Genomic DNA, 22,410 nt, shown 5'->3' with positions numbered 1-22,410 from the left:
TTGTGCTATTGGAATCACGTTGGTAAAGCCTGATGGCTTATTTCGACTTTCGACTCAATTTTTATACAGGAAATAAAGCCATTATAAGTCCACCATTTTAATCAATCAAGCATTTTTACAATGAACAGAACTCTAATTTTTATCACACTGCTCACCGCTATCTTAGCGGTTGCCTGCAGCCAACCAAACACTATGAGCAATAACCCGTTTTTTGAAGAAAGTACGCTTCCATTTGAAGCCCCCGATTTCACAGAAATTACCAATGATCATTATGTACCTGCATTTGAAAGAGGAATAGAAGAGCATCTGGCAGAAATTGAGGAGATCGCATCGAACTCTGAGGAACCAACGTTCGAAAATACAATCGTGGCGATGGAGAGATCCGGCCAGCTGCTGAACAGGGCACAATCAGTTTTTTACAGCCTCACATCAGCCCACACGAATGAAGAGATACAAGCCATTCAAAGTGAGTTTGCGCCGCGATTTGCCGCTCACAGCGATGATATCCTTTTAAATGGCGATCTGTTCGCCCGGGTTGATGATCTCTATCAAAAAAGAGAATCGCTCGATCTTGATGCCGAAGCGATGAAACTTCTGGAAGACACCCATCTCGATTTTGTACGTGCCGGTGCCAGGCTGACAGATGAGGAGCAATCGCGAATGCGTGAAATCAATGAGCGCGTATCATCGCTAACGACAGAGTTCCAGGAACTTCTCCTTGAAATGACCCGCGAACGCGTGGTTGTGGTTGAAGACGAAGAAATGCTTGACGGCCTCAGTCAAAATCGGATTGCATCAGCCCGGGCAGCAGCTGAAAGCCGGGGACATGAAGACAGCTACGTACTAACCATCAACAATACAACGCGGCATCCGCTGCTGGCATCTTTGAATAATCGGGATCTGAGAAAGCGGCTGTGGGAAGCGTCTGCATACCGGGGAATTGGCCAGGATGGTGGCATTGATACGCGTCCGATCGTACTGGAACTCGCTGATTTGCGGGCTGAGCGCGCCTCTCTTTTGGGATATGATACATACGCCGATTATGCTATCGATCCACAAACAGCAGGAACACCAGATGCTGTACTAAATATGTTGTCCGATCTTATCCCAGCAGTAAATGAAAATGTAAAGGCGGAATCAGAGCTCATCACAGAAATGATGCTGCGTGATGGGGTCAATGATGAGCTGCAGCCTTGGGACTGGGAGTACTACGCCGAGAAAGTGCGGGCAGATAAATACGCGTTTGATGAGGAGGAAGTCAGGACGTATTTCGAGCTCGATAACGTGCTGAAAAACGGCGTTTTTTATGCGATGGAGCAGCTTTATGGGATCACATTTGAGGAGCGTGATGATATTCCCGTATATCATCCTGATGTGCGTGTATTTACGGTTTATGACCACAATGGATCTGAACTCGGCCTGTTTTACGGCGACTATTTTTCCAGGGATTCCAAACGTGGCGGTGCCTGGATGAATTCGTTTGTTCAGCAATCAGAATTGCTCAATAATAAACCTGTAGTAATGAATGTTTTAAACATCACACCGCCGGCCGAGGGAGATCCAGCTCTCATCACATTCGACAATGTTACGACGATGTTCCATGAAATGGGCCATGCGGTTCACGGGCTATTTTCTGATGTCACCTATCCGTCGCTCTCCGGCACCTCCGTACCAAGAGACTTTGTAGAATTCCCGTCTACCTTTGAGGAAGACTGGGCAATTTTGCCGGAAGTCCTTGAGAATTACGCCATTCATCACGAATCAGGTGAGCGGATTCCGCAAGAGCTGCTTGATAAGCTCGTGGATGCCCGTGAGCACAACCAGGGATTTGATACCTACGAATACCTTGGCGCAACACTCGTGGATATGGAATGGCATCTGCTGAACACAGGGAATATTCCTGATGACGTGATTGAATATGAAGACCGTTCACTTGCAAAACACAACCTTGATAACCCTGTAATTCCGCCGAGATATAAATCGCCATACTTTTCCCATGTATTTTCAGGCGGATATTCAGCGAATTATTACGCTTATATCTGGAGTGAAATTTTAGCAGCAGATGCATTTGCATATATGAGAGAACAGGGCGGGCTCACCCGCGAAAACGGCGATCGCTACAGAGAGCATATTCTCTCAAAAGGCGGCAGCCGCGATGCGATGGAGCTTTATGAAGAGTACAGAGGCCAGGAACCGGATGTGTCGAATTTGTTGAAAAGAAGAGGATTGGCGGAGTGATACCGATCCGGTTGTTGATCAATTGCTTGGATTAATATCAATCAAAGCGGGAGCATCGATCTACGTAGATCAAACGTGCCCGTTCGACAGGTTTGGGATTGATGTGGAAGTGATGCGTGAACTATATGGGCCGGGATTGTTATCAACAATCGTCGTCGCAATTTATTAATAGACTGATTCATAGCAATCGAAGCAGGAGCTTCGATCTACGTGGATAGATGCCTCATCTCAAGATTAAATAGTTCTACACCTCTGACCACGTCGAACACGCCCCTGACGCGTCGCTAAACGCTTTGGTGTCTGTCCCCGCTCAAGCGGGGATTTCAATCGATATGCCTTTTACCCATTATCTTGCATAGATTATAGGGATTGTAACAACACTACTTTACAATTATTTGTAAAGGACGTTTTATAATCGAACCAAGGTTCTCATATATATTCTATTGAAAGTTAAAAATGTAAATCCCCTCTTGAGAGGGGAAATGGACTTGAAAACGGCGGTACGCCGATTTTCAAGCCGAGGGGTGTGTTACTTAGGTCAAAGATAAAAATTTTTAATACCCCAACAACCGCTCCAGTTTTTCTTCGAGCCTGTAATTGGCCAAATACCCTTTCTCGAGTTCTTTACTGAAGGGGATAGGGGTGTGGATGGACGAGCAGCGGATGACTGGTGCGTCAAGATGTTCAAAAAAGCGCCCCGAGATTCCAGCGGCGATTTCGCTCATCGGTCCTAATACCTCAGAAGCTTCTTCAAGAAGAAGAACGCGGTTTGTCTTTTTGATGGAGGTTTCAATTGCAGCCCAGTCAATAGGCGCGAGTGACCGTAAATCGATGATTTCGAGATTGGCCTTTTTATTGGACTGCCGATCGGCAAAATCCAGTGCCCAGTGAACGCCCATTCCAAATGTGATGATCGTTGCATCTGAGCCTTCTTTCACTACTCGTGCCGACTCAAGTTCTACAATTTTACAACGATCGGGCGTCACCTCCTTTATGCTTCGGTAAAGTTTTTTATGTTCAAAAAAGATGACTGGGTTTGGATCGTAGAGTGTGCTGTAGAGCATATCCTGAAAATCTTCAACTGACGACGGGACTAGAACCCTGAGTCCGGGCAGGCCCATAAACCAGCTTTCGGGTGACTGCGAATGAAAGGGACCGGCACCCACACCTGCACCATGTGGCGCGCGAATGGTAATATTCAGATCCGGCATCCAGCGGTAGCTTCCTTTCGAGAGATTATTGACGATCTGGTTAAACCCGCAAGAAATAAAATCGGCAAACTGCATTTCCACCACCGGTTTGAATCCCTCCATGGCAAGACCAATGGCAGCTCCGATGGCCCCGGATTCGATAATGGGGGTATTTCGAATTCTGTCTTTACCGTATCGCTCATAAAACCCTTCCGAAACTTTAAACACACCGCCATACTCGGCAACATCCTGTCCTAAAAGCAGGAAGGTCTCATCTTCATCAAAAGCCTGTTTATGCGCCAAATGTATGGCGTCCACGGGTCGCTTCTCTGATGTTTTATCAGATTTCACGCCATTTCTTGAAGGAGGGGTTTTAAATGGCTTGAGTCCGGCTCGTTTTCGCTCAGCAGCTTCATCAAACACAGGATCGTCTGCCTTCAGTGCTTTTTTAAGATCAGGTTCAAATGTTTTACCGACCTCTGTCTTTATAGCCTCGAGCTCGTCTGAATCTTTAATGTAGGATTCTGATTTCAGCCACTCCTCAAACTGTCGAACAGGATCCTTCGGTGACCACTGCTCAAACTCTTCATCTTCGACATAAAATGTACCTGATGCCTCTTCGTGTCCGCGCATACGGAAGGTCTTCGCTTCAACCAACACCGGTTTACCCTGTAAAGCAAGGTTACGCGCTTTCTTGATGGAGTCCGCTACTTCAAAATAATCATTTCCCTCAATCAGCATTCCCTCGAGGCCGTACCCTTTGGCGCGGTCAACAAGATGGTCGCAGGCGTATTGCTCAGATACCGGTGTCGATAATCCGTACCCGTTATTCTCAATAACAAATATGACCGGGAGTTTCCATACGCCGGCGAGATTGAGTGCTTCATGAAAATCTCCTTCACTTGTGGCACCATCACCGCAAAAACTGACGGCTATTTGATTGTTGTCCCGAAGTTTATATGCCAGGGCGATACCATCAGCGACAGGCATGGTTGCCGCAAGGTGAGAGATCATCCCGAAAATTTTACGCTCCGGTATTCCAAAATGAAACGATCTGTCGCGTCCGCCCGTAAATCCATCCGCTTTACCCAAAAGCTGACAAAACAGGGGGTAGAAGGGAACACCCCGCGTGGTGAAGACGCCAAGATTACGATGCATGGGCAACAGGTAGTCATTATCGTCAATCGATGAGGCCACACCCACGGATATTGCCTCCTGACCAATGCCCGAAAACCACTTACTGATTTTATTCTGTCGCAGAAGGTTTAGCATGCGCTCTTCGATTAACCTGGGCAGTAATAACGCGCGGTATGTTAGAAGAGCGTTCGATTTGGAAATTTTTTTTTCTGATGATATCATAAACCCAAAATTTCTGCGTATTTTTAATGTTTTGAATTTTATTACTTCAAAAAATGCTTATTGTTTGACTTATAAGTGACAGAATATAATCGCTATTTGTCAATAACAACTCTCCAATAATACTTATTTATTACTGTTAACTAAATTACAACATGGAAGCACTTGGCCGACAAATTCTCGTAGAATTTTACGATTGCAAAGAATCTACCATAAATGATGTTGAATACATCGAATCATCTCTCATCAAGGCAACTGAAGCATCAAATGCTACGATCATCTCTCATAATTTTCACAAGTTTAGCCCCTATGGCGTAAGCGGTGTAGTTGTGATCGCAGAGTCTCACGTAGCAATTCATACCTGGCCTGAGTATAACTACGCCGCTGTTGATATTTTCACATGCGGCGATACAATAGATCCCTGGATCATACAGGAGCATTTGAAGGAGTATTTTGAGTCGAAGAACGTTTCAAGTATGGAAATGAAACGCGGTCTTTTCAAAGTACCCAATGGCCAGCGGTTACTATTCAAACCGGCTGCATCAGAACAAAATAATTAAATAGAATATTTATCTGCTATGATGGTAAAGACCCCTAATACTTATAGCCTTGTGCGTGGAGCATCCGAAGGCCGCACACGTCTGAATGCGTTTGATAAAGCCCTGCTTCAGGCAGGGGTGGGCGACACAAATTTAATGAGAATGAGCAGTATTCTTCCTCCCGCCGCCGAGGAAGTGTCTGTCGATTCTATCCAGTTTCCAAAAGGCGGACTGGTTCCGCTTGCTTACGCCACAATTGATGGTAACACGCCCGGCCGCTTGATTTCCGCTGCAATAGCCGTAGGTATTCCTGAAGATGACAGGGAACCCGGCGTAATCATGGAATTCGAAGATCACGCAAATCTTGATAACGTTGAGGAGATTGTGCGGCAAATGGTTGTAGATGGTTTTGAGTACCGTAACCGCAAACTCAAAGAGATTAAATCCTTCGGGATTGAGCACAAAATAGAAACCTGTGGCGCAGTATTTGCAGCAGCCGTTTTATGGTACAAATAACAAACCTGACAGCGTGCTTGAGCGTTTTTCGAAGGTTCCTGTCAGCGTTTAACGTACTTAATTTTGAACCCGGACACCATCAGGAATCTCTTAAAAAAAATGACTGCTGACTCACTGAACACTGTATATCATGCCTCTTCAATACAACGAATTCTATAACAAACAAACTGGCCTGACCATCGGCCTGAAAAAACTTCTCTTTTCTGAACAATCCGAATACCAGCTGGTGGAAGTGTATGAGACCGACACCTGGGGAAACCTGATGACCATCGACGGGATGGTGATGCTGAGTGAGCGTGATGAATTTGTTTACCACGAGATGTTAACCCACGTGGGCCTCTTTACCCACCCCGAGCCAAAAAGAGTGCTCATCATCGGCGGAGGGGACGGCGGTACGGCCCGGGAAGTGATGAAACACCCGACCGTTGAGCATGTGGACATGGTTGAGATTGATAAGACCGTTGTGGATGCATCAAAACAATTCATGCCGGCAGTGGGCGATTTTGAGAATCCCAAATTAAACGTGTTGTACGAAGACGGTATCGCCTTCATCAAAAACGTAACAGATCCTTACGATGTCGTAATAATTGACGGCTCCGACCCGGTGGGACCTGCAGAAGGATTGTTTGAAAAGGATTTCTTTGAGCTCTGCTATAAAGCACTTGCCGAAGACGGAGTTTTAACCGCTCAAACCGAGAGTCCGTGGGTGGAGTCGTATCATTCCAGTATGAAAAAAGTGTTTCATGCCATTAATGATCTTTTTCCGGTATCTAAAATGTATCTGAGTTTTATCCCGTTGTACCCGGCGGGGATGTGGTCGATGGCATGTGCCTCAAAATCTGAAAATCCTTTAAGCGACAGCGTCACAGAACGCATCAAAAAGGGAATCGATCATATCAAGCCACTAAAATATTATAACGCCGACCTGCATAAAGGGTCGTTTGCGCTTCCAAATTTTGTATCTGATGTGATAGCGCGATAGACCTGGATTAGTTGGGACGGCTCAGCATCACATCATGCATGACGCGATTAAAATTTTTGTGATTCTGTTCTGCCTGCTTATGCCAACCTTTCTTTTCGCGCAGACCCGGGATATCAACGTCTATTCTACACAAACAGATCGTGCATTTGATTTGCCAAATAATGTTCGAACCGCCAATAGAGGAGGCCGGGATTCTACGGTATTTATTGCTCTAACAAAACAATGGCTGGCTAACCAGGCGTATCTTGATGCATCAGTAGATTCTGTTTCAACCACATCTGAATCTATTGATATTTATGTCCGGGAAGGATGCAGGTACACACTTGGAGATTTGTCAATCAAAGTCTCTGGACATAATGAAACGCCGGATAGGATTGCCGATTTCAACAGTTCAAAGTATATCGGACGTCTGTTTACGGAATCGATTGTTCAGGACATATCGAATGATCGGCTATCTGATTACGAAGCACAAGGCTTCTACCTTTCAGAATTCAGAATTTCAGCCATCACAAAAGATAGCAGTGACTGCCAGGTTAATCTTAAAGTTAACATTGTACCGGGTGATAAGATTAGGGTCGATGGCGTTCGTTTTACCGGCGTCCAGAGAAATTCTGTAGTTTATATCAGGCGTGTTTCAGGTATTGCAGATGGAGAGTTGCTGACCCCGTCGCTGATGGAGCGCGGCCGTCAGAACCTGGTGAATTCCGGACTGTTTGAAGATGTATCGGACGGAGAGCTTGTTTTTGTGGATGGAACACCGTTTTTGCTCTATGATGTAAGCGAACAACAGCTCAATTTTTTTGACGGTTTGATCGGCTACCAGCCTGATCCGACAGGTTCGGCAACGATTGCCGGGTATGGAGATATACTTTTGCGAAACAGTATTGCCAATGGCAACGTGCTCGACCTCAGGTATGAGCAGCTTCAGCCACTGGTTTCTAAACTAAATCTATCGGCAGAACAGCACTATCTCGGTGGCCTGCCGCTTCATATCGGGGGCGGACTGAAATTTACGCAGCAGGATTCATCGTACCTTGTCAGGGATTTTACGCTGAGAGGAGGGTACCGTATCTTTTCCGGGTTTGAGATTACAGGCACCCTTAGGGCTGAGCGTAGTTCGGTGGCAGAGTCAGACGCAGCAACGGTTGCTATTGATTCCAGGGCAAACTTTTATGGCGTAGGCTTCCATCTCCGTAATATCAATCGATACCGAGTGCCGACCCGTGGGTTTGAAGGGCGGATAATTCTTGAACGAGGTCGTCGGTTTATTAACGATGAACGATATCAGTCAGACACCGGGCGATCGTTTAGTCAGACTATATTGCGTTCAATGGCTCGTGGTTATATCCTGCTGGGCAGCAGGCAGGTATTAGCTCCACAGGTGAATGCTATGTTTCTGGAAAGCCCTCACTACATTATTACTGATCTGTTTCGGTTTGGCGGGGCGAATTCACTACGCGGATTTCGGGAAGACCAGTTTAGGGGGAGTTCTGTGATTTGGGGCGAATTGGAAGGCAGGTATATGCTTGAACGTAACTCTTATATCTTCCTCTTTGGCGCATATGGTTTTTACGAGAGGCCGCAGTTGATAAACGAAGAGAGTGACGCTCTGGCCATCAAAGACACGCTGACCTCATTGGGATTCGGCCTGGCATTTGAGTCTCCTTTAGGAATTATTAAATTTTCGTATGCCGTTTCTCCAAATGAAGATCTTGCGAATGGAAACGTTCATGTTGGGATCAGGGCCGGGCTGTGATGAGGTGAAAAATTTAGACTTAATCAATCTATGTCTTATTGATTGTGAGAGGGTTATACGAAACTTTCTGTGACTGACTCATCGCATTAGTTTATTTGAGTCATCCCGGCCTCCGAGCCGGGATCTCCCATACTCAAACAACACTAAAATACTGCCAATGGTTTACTCAACCACTGGCATAAATGGGAGATCCCGCATCGTGGTGCGGGATGACGCCTTTTAATCATAAGTGGTTTAATTCCCCGACCCTCTGGGTCTGAAAAAGATTAAAGTCCCCCTTGGAAGGGGGAAAGCGAACAGAGTGAGCAGGGGGATGACTATCGTAACCAAAAAATGGGCTGAACTTGAATCACAAGCACAAACCATCATCCCCCATTGCCCCCTTCAAAGGGGGACACTTCATAATAAAATCCATAGTTAACAAAATTTATGGGTTCTAAGGTGATACCTCGTGGGCTCTGCCCCGAGGTAGTTCATTTAACTGGCATTTGCCTCAATTTGAATCTGAATACCGCTGCTGAAATGTCATCATCAGGTGATCGGCCGAAAAAATCAGGATGGTCAGGAATCCGATCACGCTTAGGCTGAACAGAGGCTGCCAGATCACAAAACCGCCAATCGTGCCGAGAACCGCGCCAAGATATTGAATCGTAAGCAAATGTTCGTTCGTTACGCCTTTGATGAGTTTTTCCAGCTTTGTTTCGTCGTAAGCCCGAAGATTTTCTTCTACAATCTGCTTTACATTTAACCTGTGTATCAGTTTATCGAGAATGTCTGTAATTACGGCGTCAATCGCTTCACCGCTGTCTTCAAGCAGACCGGGTATTTTATTCAGATAAATATCAAGGTGTTCAAATTCGGATGAAATTCGATCGGGTAAATTCTTTAGAGCCTCATTAACAAGATCTCCAACCTGCCGTCCACGGATAAGCGTATATGCTTTCAATGCAGCCCGGTCGATCGGATTGTTTTTTATTGACTGTTCCACTTCATCTTCAACAGCTTCGGTTACGCTGCTGCGGAATTGAGGGTCAGTGACAAGCTGCCTGAGTATTGACTGAAGCCAGAGTTTCAGATCTCTTCGGAACGCTTCGTCTTGAGTGCCTTCACCAATCGACGAGAGAGCTCTTTTTCTGTAATGAGATACGGACTCTGACTGGGCCAGCTTTTTCCGTATCAGCTCCGGGTTTATGAGATCGCTCGAAACTGAATGAGAGAGCCGAACAGCGATTCGGTCTTTATGGGCCGGGATGAGGCCATGCCCCAATAAAGGCCGTTTTTTCAGCGGGTGAAAGAGCATCATGATGGCGATGCGATTGGTGAGGAAACCGATCAAACCACTGACGGATAGAATCCGGAAAAGACCCGTAAATTCAAGGGTAAAGCCCCAGAATGTGAGCGTGATGCCGCTGAAGTCCCAATAAAATGAAAACGCAAACAGCAGAGCCAGCAGCCATGGAATAGGGCGCAGAAAGGTCAAAATACCTGATTTTTCTGCAGCAGGCGGACTCACGTCCCGACCGTTCTCATCATCTGCGGGAAGATCAACACGAATGTACGTCTTGATTATTTCGAGCAGCGATTTATGAGGCTGGCCGTTTGAAGGTTCAGATGATGTCATTGATTGCAATATTTATCACTAATGGTTTAATATCCTGATCCTATAAGAGGAGGGAGGCACTTCAGACTTCAGAATAAATTATTCAATATTGATTTCTATGGGATCTATAATTCATATATAACTGTCATCAGCTTTGTATATCTATTCCATTTCAAAGAAGTTGAATCATAATGTAATTTCACTTTTTTTGCGCACATCAGCTCCAAAGGAGCGCCGGTCAATAGCATCGTGCAGCGCACGATGACATGTTAAATAAGCCTATCCGGCAGCCCCAACGTGGGCGTAGTCCAGACAGATCAGTCCCACACATATCGTTCATCAAAATCAATGCCGTATTGATTTAAAAATTTTCTGTACTCATCCTTAAAACTCATCTTTTGATGGTGTTTGTGCTGATTTTTTATGTATTCAATCACGGTATCCACTTGGTTCGGGGATACAGAGAAAATCCCCTATCCATCCTGCCAATAGAAGCCAGCATATCGTGTATCGATAGTTTTGACCCACTTGGATGACCCTTGCTTAACTTGCTGAATTAATGTCATCTGAGCAATCTTTCTTGACAGCAGGCACAATAGATGAATGTGATTTTTACGTCCTCCAACCTGGACGGGACTACACTCCAGATCTTTACAGATTCCACCTATATAATTGTAAAGATCGGTTTCGATCTGGTCGTTAATCAAATTTTTTCTGTGCTTTGTACTGAATATGATATGTGTGTAAACTTTTGATAGTGATTGTGGCATGGCAAGATTTTGTTTGGATGACGCCCCTTCAGGGCTTTTTTTTAACTGGCATTTCAGCCATAGCGCGCTGCACTATGTTATTGACGTAGCTCCTTTGGGGCAAGTAAGATCATTATAGTAAAAAACCAGTTATTTCCGATCATGTTCTACACAAAACTAACAGAGCAAAATGGCCCTTTTTTTATTACCACATAAATCAAAATAGAACAGAATAAACGCCATATTGAAAAAAGTTATAGATTTAAAGTGGATACTTTGACGGCTTTGAATTTAAAAAGTTCATTTTCACCAATCAGTGCTAAGACGATAAAATCTGACGTATTGTTTCGTCAGAAAGTGTTGGATGATCAGCCACGGTACGCAATTTAGTTAAGATTACTGAAAACGTAGGCCGTGGTTTCACCGCAGAAGTAAGATCAGGACCGGGATAAACTCTGTCTTGTTCATCTACCGTTATTTTTTCCGATTTGATCGCTTCATCAATAAAATGACCAAATCCGGATGGACGCAGTACGCCCAGCTTGCAAAGTTGATAACACAGTTCGGACACCGATAAATACGGGTAAACCGTTATTCGTGAATTGTTCATTGGTGACGGAGTCATAAATAGCGCGCCACTCTTCTCATGCTGAAAGGTTGCTTCTGACTGCTTAGGCATCTTAATACATGAAAGAGTTTTGCTGTAGATCAACCGATAGACTTTGCCAATGTCTGATGGCATGTGAGTCAATACCCAGTCCGGTGAAAGATCAAGGGTCACCGGCCGGATTGCATCATGTGCTTCGTTCGCCGGTGTTTCATTACGCAGTGAAACGGGCTTGAATGAATTGAGACTGCGTTTTGTGGTCCACTTTTGCTGAAGTTCGAGCCACGTGCCAGGGAAAAAGGATCGATTACCTGTTCTGGGATACGTAATAAGTGCCTCGCCTGTGACTGGATTCTTTGCTTCAAAAGTTTTCTGCAAAAGAGCCTGTGCCGCTGAGAAAGAACCGGAACCCCACGATCGGTGGATATGAGCGACGACCTCAAAGGTTGAGAGTGGCGAATGATGAATCCACCCGGTTTCGGATGATCGTACCAGCTTTATATGTTGTCCCCTGAGTGTCATTTCCAATGGTCGATTGCTGCGCAGTACCTGACCGCTGTCAGTTGTAAAATCAGTTATCCAAATTGCCTCTTCTAACAGAGCAAGCAATCCGGCAGATTTCATGGAAACTTGAGGGAATACATCAAACCAAATGCTGCGAATTTTAAACCGGTTTTCCAGCCGTTTGTGAAGTGTAGAGAAATCGATATTGGATGCATCACGAATCAATTGTGAAATTGCGCTGCGGCTGATGGACCTGAGATGCCCGCGGAGGATTCGTTCAGTTTTAAGCTCTTTGTGGATGGTCCATGCGATAAAATCTCCGGATGGATCGCTGTCTGTGGCTACTACAATCTTGACAGCAGACTTGGCTTCTCTTCGGAGCTCATTTCGAAGATCCAGTTTATCAGGCACTGCTTTTTTACCGAGTATTCCTTTCGCAGCATTATATTGCGGTTTCCATAAAAATCCTTCTGTTGCAAATACAAATATATGATCAGGTGCTATATCCTGTAGACGTGCGGCAAGGGTAGGGGACTCCACAATCAGCAGCGTATATTCAGCAGCCGCTTCACTCAATGAAAAAGAGTTTGCAGATAGTAATCTTCGCGTGATGTCATCACCGCTTTATCATCGTCGGTTTGATCATCATATCCCGCCAAATGGAGCATTCCATGAATAGCTACCCTAAGAAATTCAACTTCCGGGGTTGTGTCGAACTCTTCACTTTGTTCGGCAATGCGTGGGGCACAACAGTAAAGCGTACCCTCAATTGCCTGGTCAGACTCGTCATCATCCAGCCTGAAACTGATGATATCGGTTACATAACTGCGATCGAGATATGTTGAATTGATATCTACAATTCCGGCTTCACCGGTAAATACGAATTCAATCGAATGGAACTGTACTGACTCACCTTTCTCGATGGATTCGAGGAGTGAAAGAAGGTCAGATTCCTGAAAGGGAAGGGTGTGTCCCGATGGATTAAAAACCTCCAGTTTTGACGGGGAATCGCCGGCTTCCGGTTCAGGAAATGTCGTCATCATCGAACGTGAAATTATCCATACCTTCGGTCTCGGTGAGCGAGAGTGCCACGCCGCACATCATAAGATCTTCCGGCAGTTCGGTGAAATCACCTGTCAGTACTTCATCGCCAACATTGGCATAAAGACTGCAACCGGCTGCTTCTTCGATGATCAAGCCAGAGGTGAGACCTTTCTGCTTTCCAAAAAAAGTGACCTGTTTCAGCATTTTGCTGGCAATAAAATTTGTGCAGTTATGAAGCTGCATAAATGTGCCTCCGCAGTAAACAGAAACCATATTCATACGTTTATCGTCAATTTCGAGCCCGAGATGAATCTCCAGGGCCAGCTTTCGATTTTCCTCTTTATTATAGAGTTCGAAGCGAAAAAGATCATCGCCGATCGGCTTTGGTTTTACGCCAAGTACGTCTGCAATTTCTGCTACATTTTCATTCGTAAAGTCGTGAATCATACCGGTTTTTCAAGGTTATTCGCGTGTGCCGTTTATTAATTGCGATAAGCCAATATAAGGGGACCACATGAAAGATTAAATTCCAAGGCCAAATCTGCTCACTTCATTTTGAGCGGCTTCAGCGCTGTCTGGAAGCTGCAAACGGCCTTGAGTAATGCTGTTGACATCTGCTGCCAAAGCCTCTGCAATTTCCTGTTCGTTACTTTGATAAAATATGTGCTGCAATATTGTGAGCCTGCTTACGGAGAAACTCACTTCCTGTATCAGGTTTTCCCTTTGTCTTGAGACCCTATTCAACTGTTGCTGATAGGTTTGATACATTCCCATATTTGCATTGGCCCGGGCCCGCTGGGCACTTTCATCAAGCTCAGAAACTTCCTGCTCGAGAACATTCAGTTCTTTGATATCGTAGGTAAGGATATGTTTCAGACGCCCCGCAATATGTTGAGAAAGATCCACCGCAGATTGGTTTTCATCTACCCTGAGGTAGCGATAGGCGTAGAGTACCGGTATCGTCCAGTCGTTTTCGATTGTTCTGAACGGAATTTTTTCTTCACCAAACTTAAGCCATTTGGCAGCTTCTTCCGGTTCGCCCTGTCTGATATATGTGTCAGCTAACTGCGTGAATCCATATCGGTAATTACTTAGCATGCGCCGGATATTTTCATCAAAGTAAACATCGGGATTGTTCCACTCAGTAAACTTAAAGTTGCTCAGCCGTTCCGCATGAACGTCCGGATCAATGTAGCCAAATTGGCCTGTATTGGTTCGTTTTTTGGGTACAACCCTGAACGCTTTCCCTTCAAACTGGAAATAATCCTGCAGTCCAAGCTGGCCGTCAGAGGCCACGGTATTTGCAAAATAAATTGGTCTCAGCCACTTATTTTCTCTGAGCATTTCAAGAACGATAACATCTTGTGCCTGGAGATAGAACCGTTCATTTCCCTGCTGATCTCTTCCTGCAGATCGTCCCTGGTAGAACCATGATACCTCATCATCAAGCTCTTCTACAGGCAGAGAGTAGGGTGTTGCCATTTGTATCTGATTTTCCAGCGTAGGAGTAACCTGTTCGCCGATTTCTTCAAGTGCCCGACCGGCATATACCCGGTTAAGCAGCTGCTTGTCAACCGGGATCGTAATTTGCTCGGGATCGTAAATCTCAAAATTTGATGTGAGCTGCACGATCTCTTCATCCGTCAGGCTTATAGGCAGGGGTAATGATTCGTGCGTCTTACGGTCGCGCATCTGTTTGATGTACCACTCGGTGTTGAGAAGACTCAGGTTTACTACCCTTACATCGGTGCGGACACCTTCCACTTCCTGGATGTACCAGAGCGGAAATGTATCATTATCGCCGTTGGTAAAGATAAGCGCATTTTCTTCTACTGAATTGAGCAGGTTGTAGGCGTAATCCCGTGCCACATACCGGCCGCTTCTGTCATTACTGTGAAAGTTTTGATAGCCCATCCACACGGGAACAGCAGCCATCATTAAAGCCATCGCTCCGTAAGACATAATCTTCTGATCGGAAACGGCTTTTTTGATGAGCTCAATTAGTGCGGTTGCACCGATTCCAATCCAAATCGAGAATGCAAAAAATGATCCGGCATAGGCATAATCTCGTTCGCGCGGCTCATACGGCGTTTGATTGAGGTAAAAAATAATGGCGAGTCCTGTTAGAAAAAACAAGGCAAGCACACTAAGCCCGTGTTTCCAGTCTTTTTGAAAGTGATAGATCATCCCGATCAAACCAAGAATAAGCGGGAGGAAAAAGTAATAGGAGTTCGCCGGGTTATCCTGGTGGCGGCTGTCGGTAAAACCGGCGTACCAGCTGGCGTCCTGAATATCCGAATCCCGGCCAACAAAGTTCCAGTTGAAATAGCGCAGGTACATATGGTTGACCTGGTAGCTCCAAAAGAAATCCCAGTCACTGTCGAAATTGCTGTAGTACTGCAGATGACGGCCTTGCCCGGAATGGCGTCGGGGAAAAAGCGACTCTTCACTTCTGTCGATATTTCCGGTTCTGTTGTTGTATGTGTACCCCGTGAGGAGGGGGGTCGTTCCGTACTGGTCACGGCTCAAATATTTTACAAAGTCAGTCAGTGCCGAGGGATCATTTTCATCGATAGGCGGTTCTGCCTGCGATCGTATCATGATGAGTGCGTAGCTTGAGTAGCCGATCATGATCATCATGTAGCTGAGAAGAATAAGGTTCAGATACCGCTTGCCTTTTTTTTGAGTGTAGTAAACGCCATAAATGAGTGCGCCCAGTATAATGGCGATGTAAGTCACAGGTCCGATCAAACCATATGTAGCATCAGAAATCTGGTTAGCAACATTCGGAAGATTGATGATGGTGACCGGGTAAATGGTTAAAAACCCAGCAATGGACGCGCCAACGGCAACCGAGAAAGTCTTAAAGGAGAATTCATATACCCTGAAATAAATGATCAGCGCTATGAAAAAGATGGCCAAAAGATTGAGCAGGTGGACACCAATACCAATACCAAAAATATAGGAAATTAATATGATCCAGCGTTCCGAGTAATCGTTCTCATATTCATTTGACCAGCGAAGGATAGCCCACACAACGAACGCGGTGAGCATTGTAGACGAAGCATACATCTCGGCTTCAACTGCATTAAACCAGTGAGTGTGGCTGAACATGAGCGTAAAAGCTCCCAGCATGGCACCACCGTAAGCCCCGATTTTATCGGACATGTCTGCCTCATCAAGCGGGCCGCGAAACATTTCAATCAGCCTGATTGTGATCAGGTAAAGCAACATAATAGTGAATGCTGATGCCACCACGCTGATCATATTGATGCTCCAGGCAACATACTCAGTAGGCATAAACATCGAAAACAAGCGGCCAACGAGCGCAAAAAATGGTGACCCGGGCGGGTGAGCAACCTGCAGTGTATGCGAGACGGCAATGTATTCAGACGGATCCCAAAACGGAGCTGTGGGGGATACGGTAATCGTGTATACTATAAATGCTGTTATCCAGGAGATAAGAGCAAAAAAGATGTTGCGTGTTCGGTGCTGCTCAAAGATAGATGCAATATCCATTTAAATACTGTAATTAAAATTTCAGGGTCGATTGAAAATCGTATGATCAGGAATCATAACGATCGGGTTCAATTGATGTTTCCACTCTTGGAAGAGATTGAGCAAAAGATACCTAATCAGTTATTGAATGCACAATAAAAATAATGGTGCAAAGTGTTCTTAACCTGAATTCGATTTAAAAAAATAAAATTGACGGCCAATTATCTAATTCAGCACCATTTGTGTCATGCCACGCCTTGGCGTGGTATCTTCTGCCTATGTCAAGATGGGAGATCCCGCATCAAGCGCGGGATGACGCTCTTAATAGATTGGCTCACATATAATTAATTAATAATTAAGAATTGAACTCAGGTTCTTAATAACCGGCAACAGACCCGTGGCCTCTGGGATCAGCCGCAGCAGTTCGATTTTGATCGTCATCGATAACTATAATGTGCGTCCTCGCAAGAGTAGATACAATACGAAGTGTGTGGCCTTTTTGTCTGAGGTTCTGTTGAACATCGTCCGGCATCGTAAATCGTTCTATCACAATATGGTCCGGCAGCCATTGGTGATGGAACCTCGGGGATGATATCGCCTGTGCAGCATTCATTCCATACAGCAACACATTTAATATATCCTGTAGCACTGCTGTGATAATAGTTGGACCGCCACTTCCGCCTGCTACCATTTTCAGGTCACCATTAATAGTGACAATAGTGGGGCTCATACTGCTAAGCATTCGCTTGTCTGGTTCAACTTTGTTCGCTTCGGCCCCAATAAGTCCGTACATGTTTGGAACTCCGGGTTTGGCTGAAAAATCGTCCATCTCATTGTTGAGCAGGAATCCCGCTCCGCCAACCGTTACATGGCTACCGTAAGATCCGTTTAGGGTTGTAGTGATGGCAACTGCATTTCCATCCGCATCCACTACGGAAAAATGGGTGGTTTCATCGCTTTCAGAAAACCCCGGAATTTGCCCGTGATTAATCTCGCTGCTGGGCGTTGCGGATTGGGGATCAAAGTCTGAAAACCGCTCTTCAGCGTAACGTCCTGAGAGCAACGTTTCTATCGGCATCGACACAAAATCGGGATCTCCGAGAAAATAATTGCGATCGGCAAATGACCGGCGGAAGGCTTCGCTCAGCAGATGGATATATTCAGAGGAATTTACGCCAACGGAATCAGCTGTGACGCCGTTAATCATTGAAATAACCTGGCTCATCACCACACCACCGCTGCTTGGGGGCGGCATCATGAATAGCTCATAGCTGTTGAACTGTGCACGAATGGGGGCGCGCCACACGCTTTCGTAATTCCTGAGATCCCGGAGCGTCATTCGCCCGCCCTGTCGCTGTTGTTCATCAATAATCAGCCGGGCGGTGTACCCTGAGTAGAATCCATCACGCCCGCGCCGGGCAATGCGTTCGAATGTGTCTGCCAAATCCAGCTGAATAAGAATATCACTCGCTACCCAGCGCGATCCATCTTGTTTGATAAAAATCTTTTCTGAGGCCTCAAAATTTAAAAATTGGTCGCGGTTCTGGTTGAGGCTCTCGGCGTGAGAGTGGGTTAAGCGAAATCCTTCGCGGGCTAAACGAATAGCTGGCTCAAGGATCACTTCAAGCGGCAAGGTTCCATGCCGCTCAAGGGCACTGATCATTCCATCCACAGTTCCCGGAACGCCTGAAGCAAGCCCGCCGGTCCGGCTCAGTTCAGGAACATAGGTTCCGCTTTCATCCAGAAACATATCTTCAGTTGCCCTTGAAGGCGCTTTCTCTCTGAAATCGAGTGCTTTGATCTCCCCATTTGCCAGGCGAAGCATCATAAATCCCCCGCCCCCGATATTGCCGGCTCTTGGCAGCGTTACTGCAAGCGCAAACTGCACGGCAATGGCCGCATCAATCGCGTTACCACCTTTTTGAAAGGTCTCGATGCCGGCTTGAGTTGCGTAGTTGTCAGCTGATGTTATTGTGGCTTCCGCATACGGGATCGGGTCGGCTACCTGCGAATATGATATCAATGCTGCAGGCAGGTAAAAAATTATGAATAAAATCAGAAATGAGGGGAGTAGCTTAGATTTTAATGAATGAACCATGAGCAAGAATATGGTGGTATATGATAGGTTAACGGAAGTGTTAATAACCTGAGTTTGATTCTTAACGTTTTTCTGAAACTCCCCCTTAAAAAAGGGGGACTGAGGGGGATGTTCATCAGAAATATATAAAATCCATTGAACACCCCTCTAAATCTCCCCTTGGTAGGGGAGACTTCTACTTCGATATTTGGAAAAAGCTATTAATCGAATTGAGATTAATAGTAAAAGTTCCAAAAGTGTTCCCGTTTTTTCATCAGGCACGCGGATGAAATTCTTTGTGTACCTGGTGCAATAGAGAGCGGTCTACATGCGTGTATATTTCGGTTGTCATGATGGAACTATGCCCCAGCATCTCTTGAACCGCACGTAAATCGGCGCCGCCTTCCAGCAGATGTGTTGCAAAAGAATGCCGGAAAATGTGCGGATATACGTTTTTTTCAATCTCTGCTCTCTCAGCATATTTGTTCACAATATTCCAAATGCTCATACGGCTGAGGGGACCACCGCGCTGGTTTAAAAAAAGTTTGTTATCAGACTTTGAGCGATCTTTTTTGCTCATAAACTGGCCTCTTACAGCTTCAATATAGTGTTCGATTGACTTTTGAGCATGCTCTCCAACAGGAACCAATCGTTCTTTGTTGCCTTTGCCGATAACACGGATAAACCCAATTTCAAAGAACAGGTTATCCAGTTCCAGGCCGGTGAGTTCGCTAACGCGCATTCCGGTTGCGTAAAGAGTTTCAAGAATGGCTGCATCCCGAATGCCAGCATGGGTTGTTCGGTCGGCCATTTCAATAATAGATAAGACCTCGTCGGCTGTCAGTACTTCCGGAAGTTTTTCAGCTTTTTTTGGCAGGTCCACGAGTTCTGCCGGATTTGCCTCCGCAAATTTTTCAACGACCGCAAATTCGTGAAAACTGCGGATGCTGGAGATATTCCTTGCGATAGTAGAAGGGGAGAGTTCAAGTTCCGCCAGGTCGTCCAGGAAGTTTTCAATATGTTGAAGTGTTACGCCGCCCAAATCAGATAGCCGGCACTCACGGGCAAGAAACGAGAGATACCGCCTCAGATCGTTTTCGTAAGATAGAGTGGAGTTCTCCGCAAGGCCTTTCTCCACCTTCACGAACTGCATATACCGTTTAAGCTCCCGGTCAAAAACCATCAGGAATCGGACTGTTTTTGATCTTCCTCATCTTGCTTCTTATCAGCACCGTCAGCCTCAGCCTTATCCTCGTCTTTATTCTCAGTCTGACTTGGATTTTCATTATCACGTCGCCGGTCACCCGGTATGCTGGTCCCTGCTGCTCCCATATTTCTCTCTTTTTTACGGGCCATTTTTTTAGATTTTAATTCATCATCATCGGGATACTCCACTCTGCTGTGATACACTCCTACAAGAATGCTAAGAAAGGTCTCTTTTATGATCTGAATATGACGAAACGTAAGCGGACAGTTATTCAGCTGACCTTCACTGATATGATCCTCCGTTATACGATCGATCAGCGTCTCTAGCTTATTGTAATTTGGATTTTTCATAGCGCGGGATGCGGCTTCCACACTATCAGCGAGAAGCAGAATTCCCTGCTCTTTGGTAAACGGCCGGGGCCCGTCGTATCTGAAATCCTCTTCCGGTATTTCCGCCTCTTTTTCCGCATTTTTTTGCGCTTTCCCGTAAAAGAACCGGATCAGGCTTGTGCCGTGGTGCGTTCTGATGAAATCTACAACCAACTCAGGAATATTATTTTTACGGGCCATCTTCACGCCGTCGCTGACATGCGCTTTGATGATGAGAGCACTCATTTTTGCCTTCAGCTTATCATGGTCGTTTCCTTTACTTTGATTCTCAATAAAGTAGCTGGGCTTAACCATCTTCCCTATATCGTGATACATGGCGCCTACACGGCATAGAAGAGCGTTTGCCTCGATCGCAGAAGCGGCTGCTTCAGCAAGGTTTGCAACCTGGAGACTATGATGGAACGAGCCCGGCGCTTTATTCATCAGATCTTTCATCAGCGGCTGGTTTGTATCACTGAGTTCCAGCAGTGTAAAATCTGTAGTAACTTTGAAAGTCTTTTCAAAAATAAGAATCAACGGGTAGGTAAACAGTATAAAAATAGAATTTATAGCCACAGAAATTGTCGTATCCAGGAACTGGTCCCATCCGGCAAACCGGGCGAGAGCAAACCCGCCGAAGACGAGTATGTAGCTTATAAAAACTATAAATGGAGTAGATAAAAAGAACTGCGAACGATTTTTAATATCACGGACAGAGAAAATACCAAGGCTGCACGCGGTAATTGTGGCCACCAGGTATTCAAAGTTATTATCATGAATAAGCGCTGTAATAATGGCAAGTGTAAGTGTTGCCATTAAACCCACACGGGAGTCGAAAATAATAGTGAGAATAATGGGAGCAATTGCAATAGGGATAACCAGGCTGCTAACATCTTCAAAGTGATATACAACGGCGCTTGCAACGATTAAAAGTGTTAAAGTTAGAAACACTAACAGAAAACTCGACACATCATTAAAGATCTTCTTTCGGTAAAGGTACAGGTAGTAGAGAAACAGAATAGTGACCAGGATGACCACAAGAGATTCACCAACCCGCCGTATGGTTCGCTCAAACTCCGTTGCTGTTGTTGAACGCGCCTGGGCGAGACTTCTCAGTTTATTCGCCTTTTCAGGTGTAACAATATCGCCGCGACGGATAATGACCTCGCCACTGGTCACAACTCCCTTCGTTCGGGAGATCGATTCGAGATTTTCATTTAGAGCCGCCTTGGTGTCCTCTTCGCTATAAATCCAGTTGGGTTGCAGAACACGGTCGAGAATCTGCATGGCAACTTGCGCCACATCTGTACCAAATTGTGTTTGAAGTTGCTGTTCTGCATACTCCATCGCCTCATAATAATCGCGCACACGGTTCAGTGGCACTGTTCTTTGGGTAATGTCCCTCAGGTTTCGAACAGTAATTTCGTCTCCTTCAATCTCTTGTTTATCAATATCAATAATACCGGTGTTATAAAGCTGAGTGATGAGGCGGTCGAGCACAGACCTGATATCTTCAAGAATCGATTGTCCCTCAGCCTGTGTGTCAAGGCGCAGATCGGCATAGCTGTTCAGCAGTACATTCCAGTTTTCATCTGAAAAATTTATTGATAATAAATTTTTCTCCTGTTCAAACCGAATGCTGTCGTTGGCCGCAGATGGCTCATCATTCATTTTAGCACGCTGCCACTGCACAAATGTATCTATAACAGGCTGCAGACTTCTGTAAGTTGAATCCAGCGCTGCTTGTGTGGAGTTACGGACAGAGTGATCGATATGAAAAATCGGGGGTGTCTGGCGGCGAATTTCCTCTCGCTCTTCTTCAAGCTCCGCTTCCGACTTCATGAGTGAAAATGTGTAAGGCGCCGTTAAGTCATCGGCCCTCCAGGGTTCACCTACTGAATAATTTGCGATGGGCTGGTAAATAACTTCCGGCAGAGAGTATAAAACGATCCCCAAAAAGCCAATTATAATGAGCACGCGATAAATGATTTTTCGCTTCTCCTCAGCCTCAAGCTCTTCTTTTCTCTTCTTCTCGCCGATGTTGGGAGCACCTTCTGCCTTCTTTCTTCCCAAACCTAACGTTTCAAGTATTTTCATCAAATGTGAAATAAGTGAACAATTCAACTAATGGTGTTATAGCAACGTTTGCTGAACAGGTAATGATACCAAAATATTTGGC

At 45.4% G+C, this 22,410-nt stretch carries 15 protein-coding genes and 1 pseudogene; 6 read left to right on the top strand and 10 right to left on the bottom strand.

Translation table 11 applies throughout. The features are described 5' to 3' along the window. The first annotated feature begins 120 nt into the window (after positions 1-120). Positions 121-2,238, top strand: a complete 2,118-nt coding sequence (locus AABW11_RS00760) for a M3 family metallopeptidase (protein WP_340102581.1) — start codon at positions 121-123, stop codon at positions 2,236-2,238. 22 nt (positions 2,239-2,260) lie between these two features. Then, positions 2,261-2,407, top strand: coding sequence for a hypothetical protein (locus tag AABW11_RS00755; RefSeq protein ID WP_340102580.1), 147 nt, complete (start codon positions 2,261-2,263; stop codon positions 2,405-2,407). Positions 2,408-2,792: 385 nt separating this feature from the next. Here AABW11_RS00755 and AABW11_RS00750 read toward each other — a convergent pair whose 3' ends face one another. After that, a complete protein-coding gene (locus tag AABW11_RS00750) occupies positions 2,793-4,787 on the bottom strand; it encodes an alpha-ketoacid dehydrogenase subunit alpha/beta (protein ID WP_340102579.1) in 1,995 nt (664 codons plus the stop codon). A 152-nt stretch (positions 4,788-4,939) separates the two neighbouring features. Here AABW11_RS00750 and speD point away from each other — a divergent pair, with 152 nt between their 5' ends. From speD to AABW11_RS00730, 4 genes are all read left to right on the top strand, one after another. Next, entirely contained in the window at positions 4,940-5,344 is a 405-nt protein-coding gene (speD, locus tag AABW11_RS00745; RefSeq protein ID WP_340102578.1) for an adenosylmethionine decarboxylase, read from the top strand. An 18-nt stretch (positions 5,345-5,362) separates the two neighbouring features. Next, the gene (locus tag AABW11_RS00740) at positions 5,363-5,839 is read left to right on the top strand and encodes a pyruvoyl-dependent arginine decarboxylase (protein ID WP_340102577.1); all 477 of its coding nucleotides are present in this window, start codon (positions 5,363-5,365) and stop codon (positions 5,837-5,839) included. Positions 5,840-5,969: 130 nt separating this feature from the next. Continuing rightward, the gene (gene speE, locus AABW11_RS00735) at positions 5,970-6,821 is read left to right on the top strand and encodes a polyamine aminopropyltransferase (RefSeq protein WP_340102576.1); all 852 of its coding nucleotides are present in this window, start codon (positions 5,970-5,972) and stop codon (positions 6,819-6,821) included. Between the two features lie 79 nt (positions 6,822-6,900). Then, on the top strand, positions 6,901-8,577 hold the full coding sequence (locus tag AABW11_RS00730; RefSeq protein ID WP_340102575.1) for a BamA/TamA family outer membrane protein: 1,677 nt from the start codon (positions 6,901-6,903) through the stop codon (positions 8,575-8,577). 493 nt (positions 8,578-9,070) lie between these two features. On the opposite strand, the gene AABW11_RS00725 is transcribed toward AABW11_RS00730, so the two are convergent. From AABW11_RS00725 to AABW11_RS00685, 9 genes and pseudogenes are all read right to left on the bottom strand, one after another. Further along, a complete protein-coding gene (locus AABW11_RS00725) occupies positions 9,071-10,198 on the bottom strand; it encodes a DUF445 family protein (RefSeq protein WP_340102574.1) in 1,128 nt (375 codons plus the stop codon). A gap of 296 nt (positions 10,199-10,494) precedes the next feature. Beyond that, positions 10,495-10,947: pseudogene (gene tnpA, locus AABW11_RS00720) on the bottom strand (IS200/IS605 family transposase). 298 nt (positions 10,948-11,245) lie between these two features. Then, positions 11,246-12,613: a DNA topoisomerase gene (locus tag AABW11_RS00715; protein ID WP_340102572.1), complete on the bottom strand. Its 1,368-nt coding sequence runs from the start codon at positions 12,611-12,613 to the stop codon at positions 11,246-11,248. Beyond that, the gene (ybeY, locus tag AABW11_RS00710; protein WP_340102571.1) at positions 12,610-13,080 is read right to left on the bottom strand and encodes an rRNA maturation RNase YbeY; all 471 of its coding nucleotides are present in this window, start codon (positions 13,078-13,080) and stop codon (positions 12,610-12,612) included. The genes AABW11_RS00715 and ybeY overlap by 4 nt, the downstream gene beginning before the upstream one ends. After that, complete coding sequence (locus AABW11_RS00705) at positions 13,061-13,528, bottom strand: hypothetical protein (protein ID WP_340102570.1); 468 nt, start codon at positions 13,526-13,528, stop codon at positions 13,061-13,063. The genes ybeY and AABW11_RS00705 overlap by 20 nt, the downstream gene beginning before the upstream one ends. Positions 13,529-13,603: 75 nt before the next feature. Further along, on the bottom strand, positions 13,604-16,600 hold the full coding sequence (locus tag AABW11_RS00700; RefSeq protein ID WP_340102569.1) for a glycosyltransferase family 117 protein: 2,997 nt from the start codon (positions 16,598-16,600) through the stop codon (positions 13,604-13,606). 355 nt (positions 16,601-16,955) lie between these two features. Further along, positions 16,956-18,677, bottom strand: a complete 1,722-nt coding sequence (gene ggt / locus AABW11_RS00695) for a gamma-glutamyltransferase (RefSeq protein ID WP_340102568.1) — start codon at positions 18,675-18,677, stop codon at positions 16,956-16,958. A gap of 253 nt (positions 18,678-18,930) precedes the next feature. Next, positions 18,931-19,839 carry a site-specific tyrosine recombinase XerD gene (xerD, locus tag AABW11_RS00690; RefSeq protein WP_340102567.1) on the bottom strand — a complete coding sequence of 303 codons (909 nt, stop codon included), beginning with the start codon at positions 19,837-19,839 and terminating at the stop codon, positions 18,931-18,933. Further along, on the bottom strand, positions 19,839-22,328 hold the full coding sequence (locus tag AABW11_RS00685; RefSeq protein ID WP_340102566.1) for an HD family phosphohydrolase: 2,490 nt from the start codon (positions 22,326-22,328) through the stop codon (positions 19,839-19,841). The genes xerD and AABW11_RS00685 overlap by 1 nt, the downstream gene beginning before the upstream one ends. Positions 22,329-22,410 lie beyond the last annotated feature (82 nt).

It is taken from the genome of Rhodohalobacter sp. 8-1 (genome assembly GCF_038150125.1).
GTDB lineage: Bacteria > Bacteroidota > Rhodothermia > Balneolales > Balneolaceae > SW132.
Note: the sequence above shows the minus strand (reverse complement) of the source record. Positions and strands in the feature narration are given on the sequence as shown.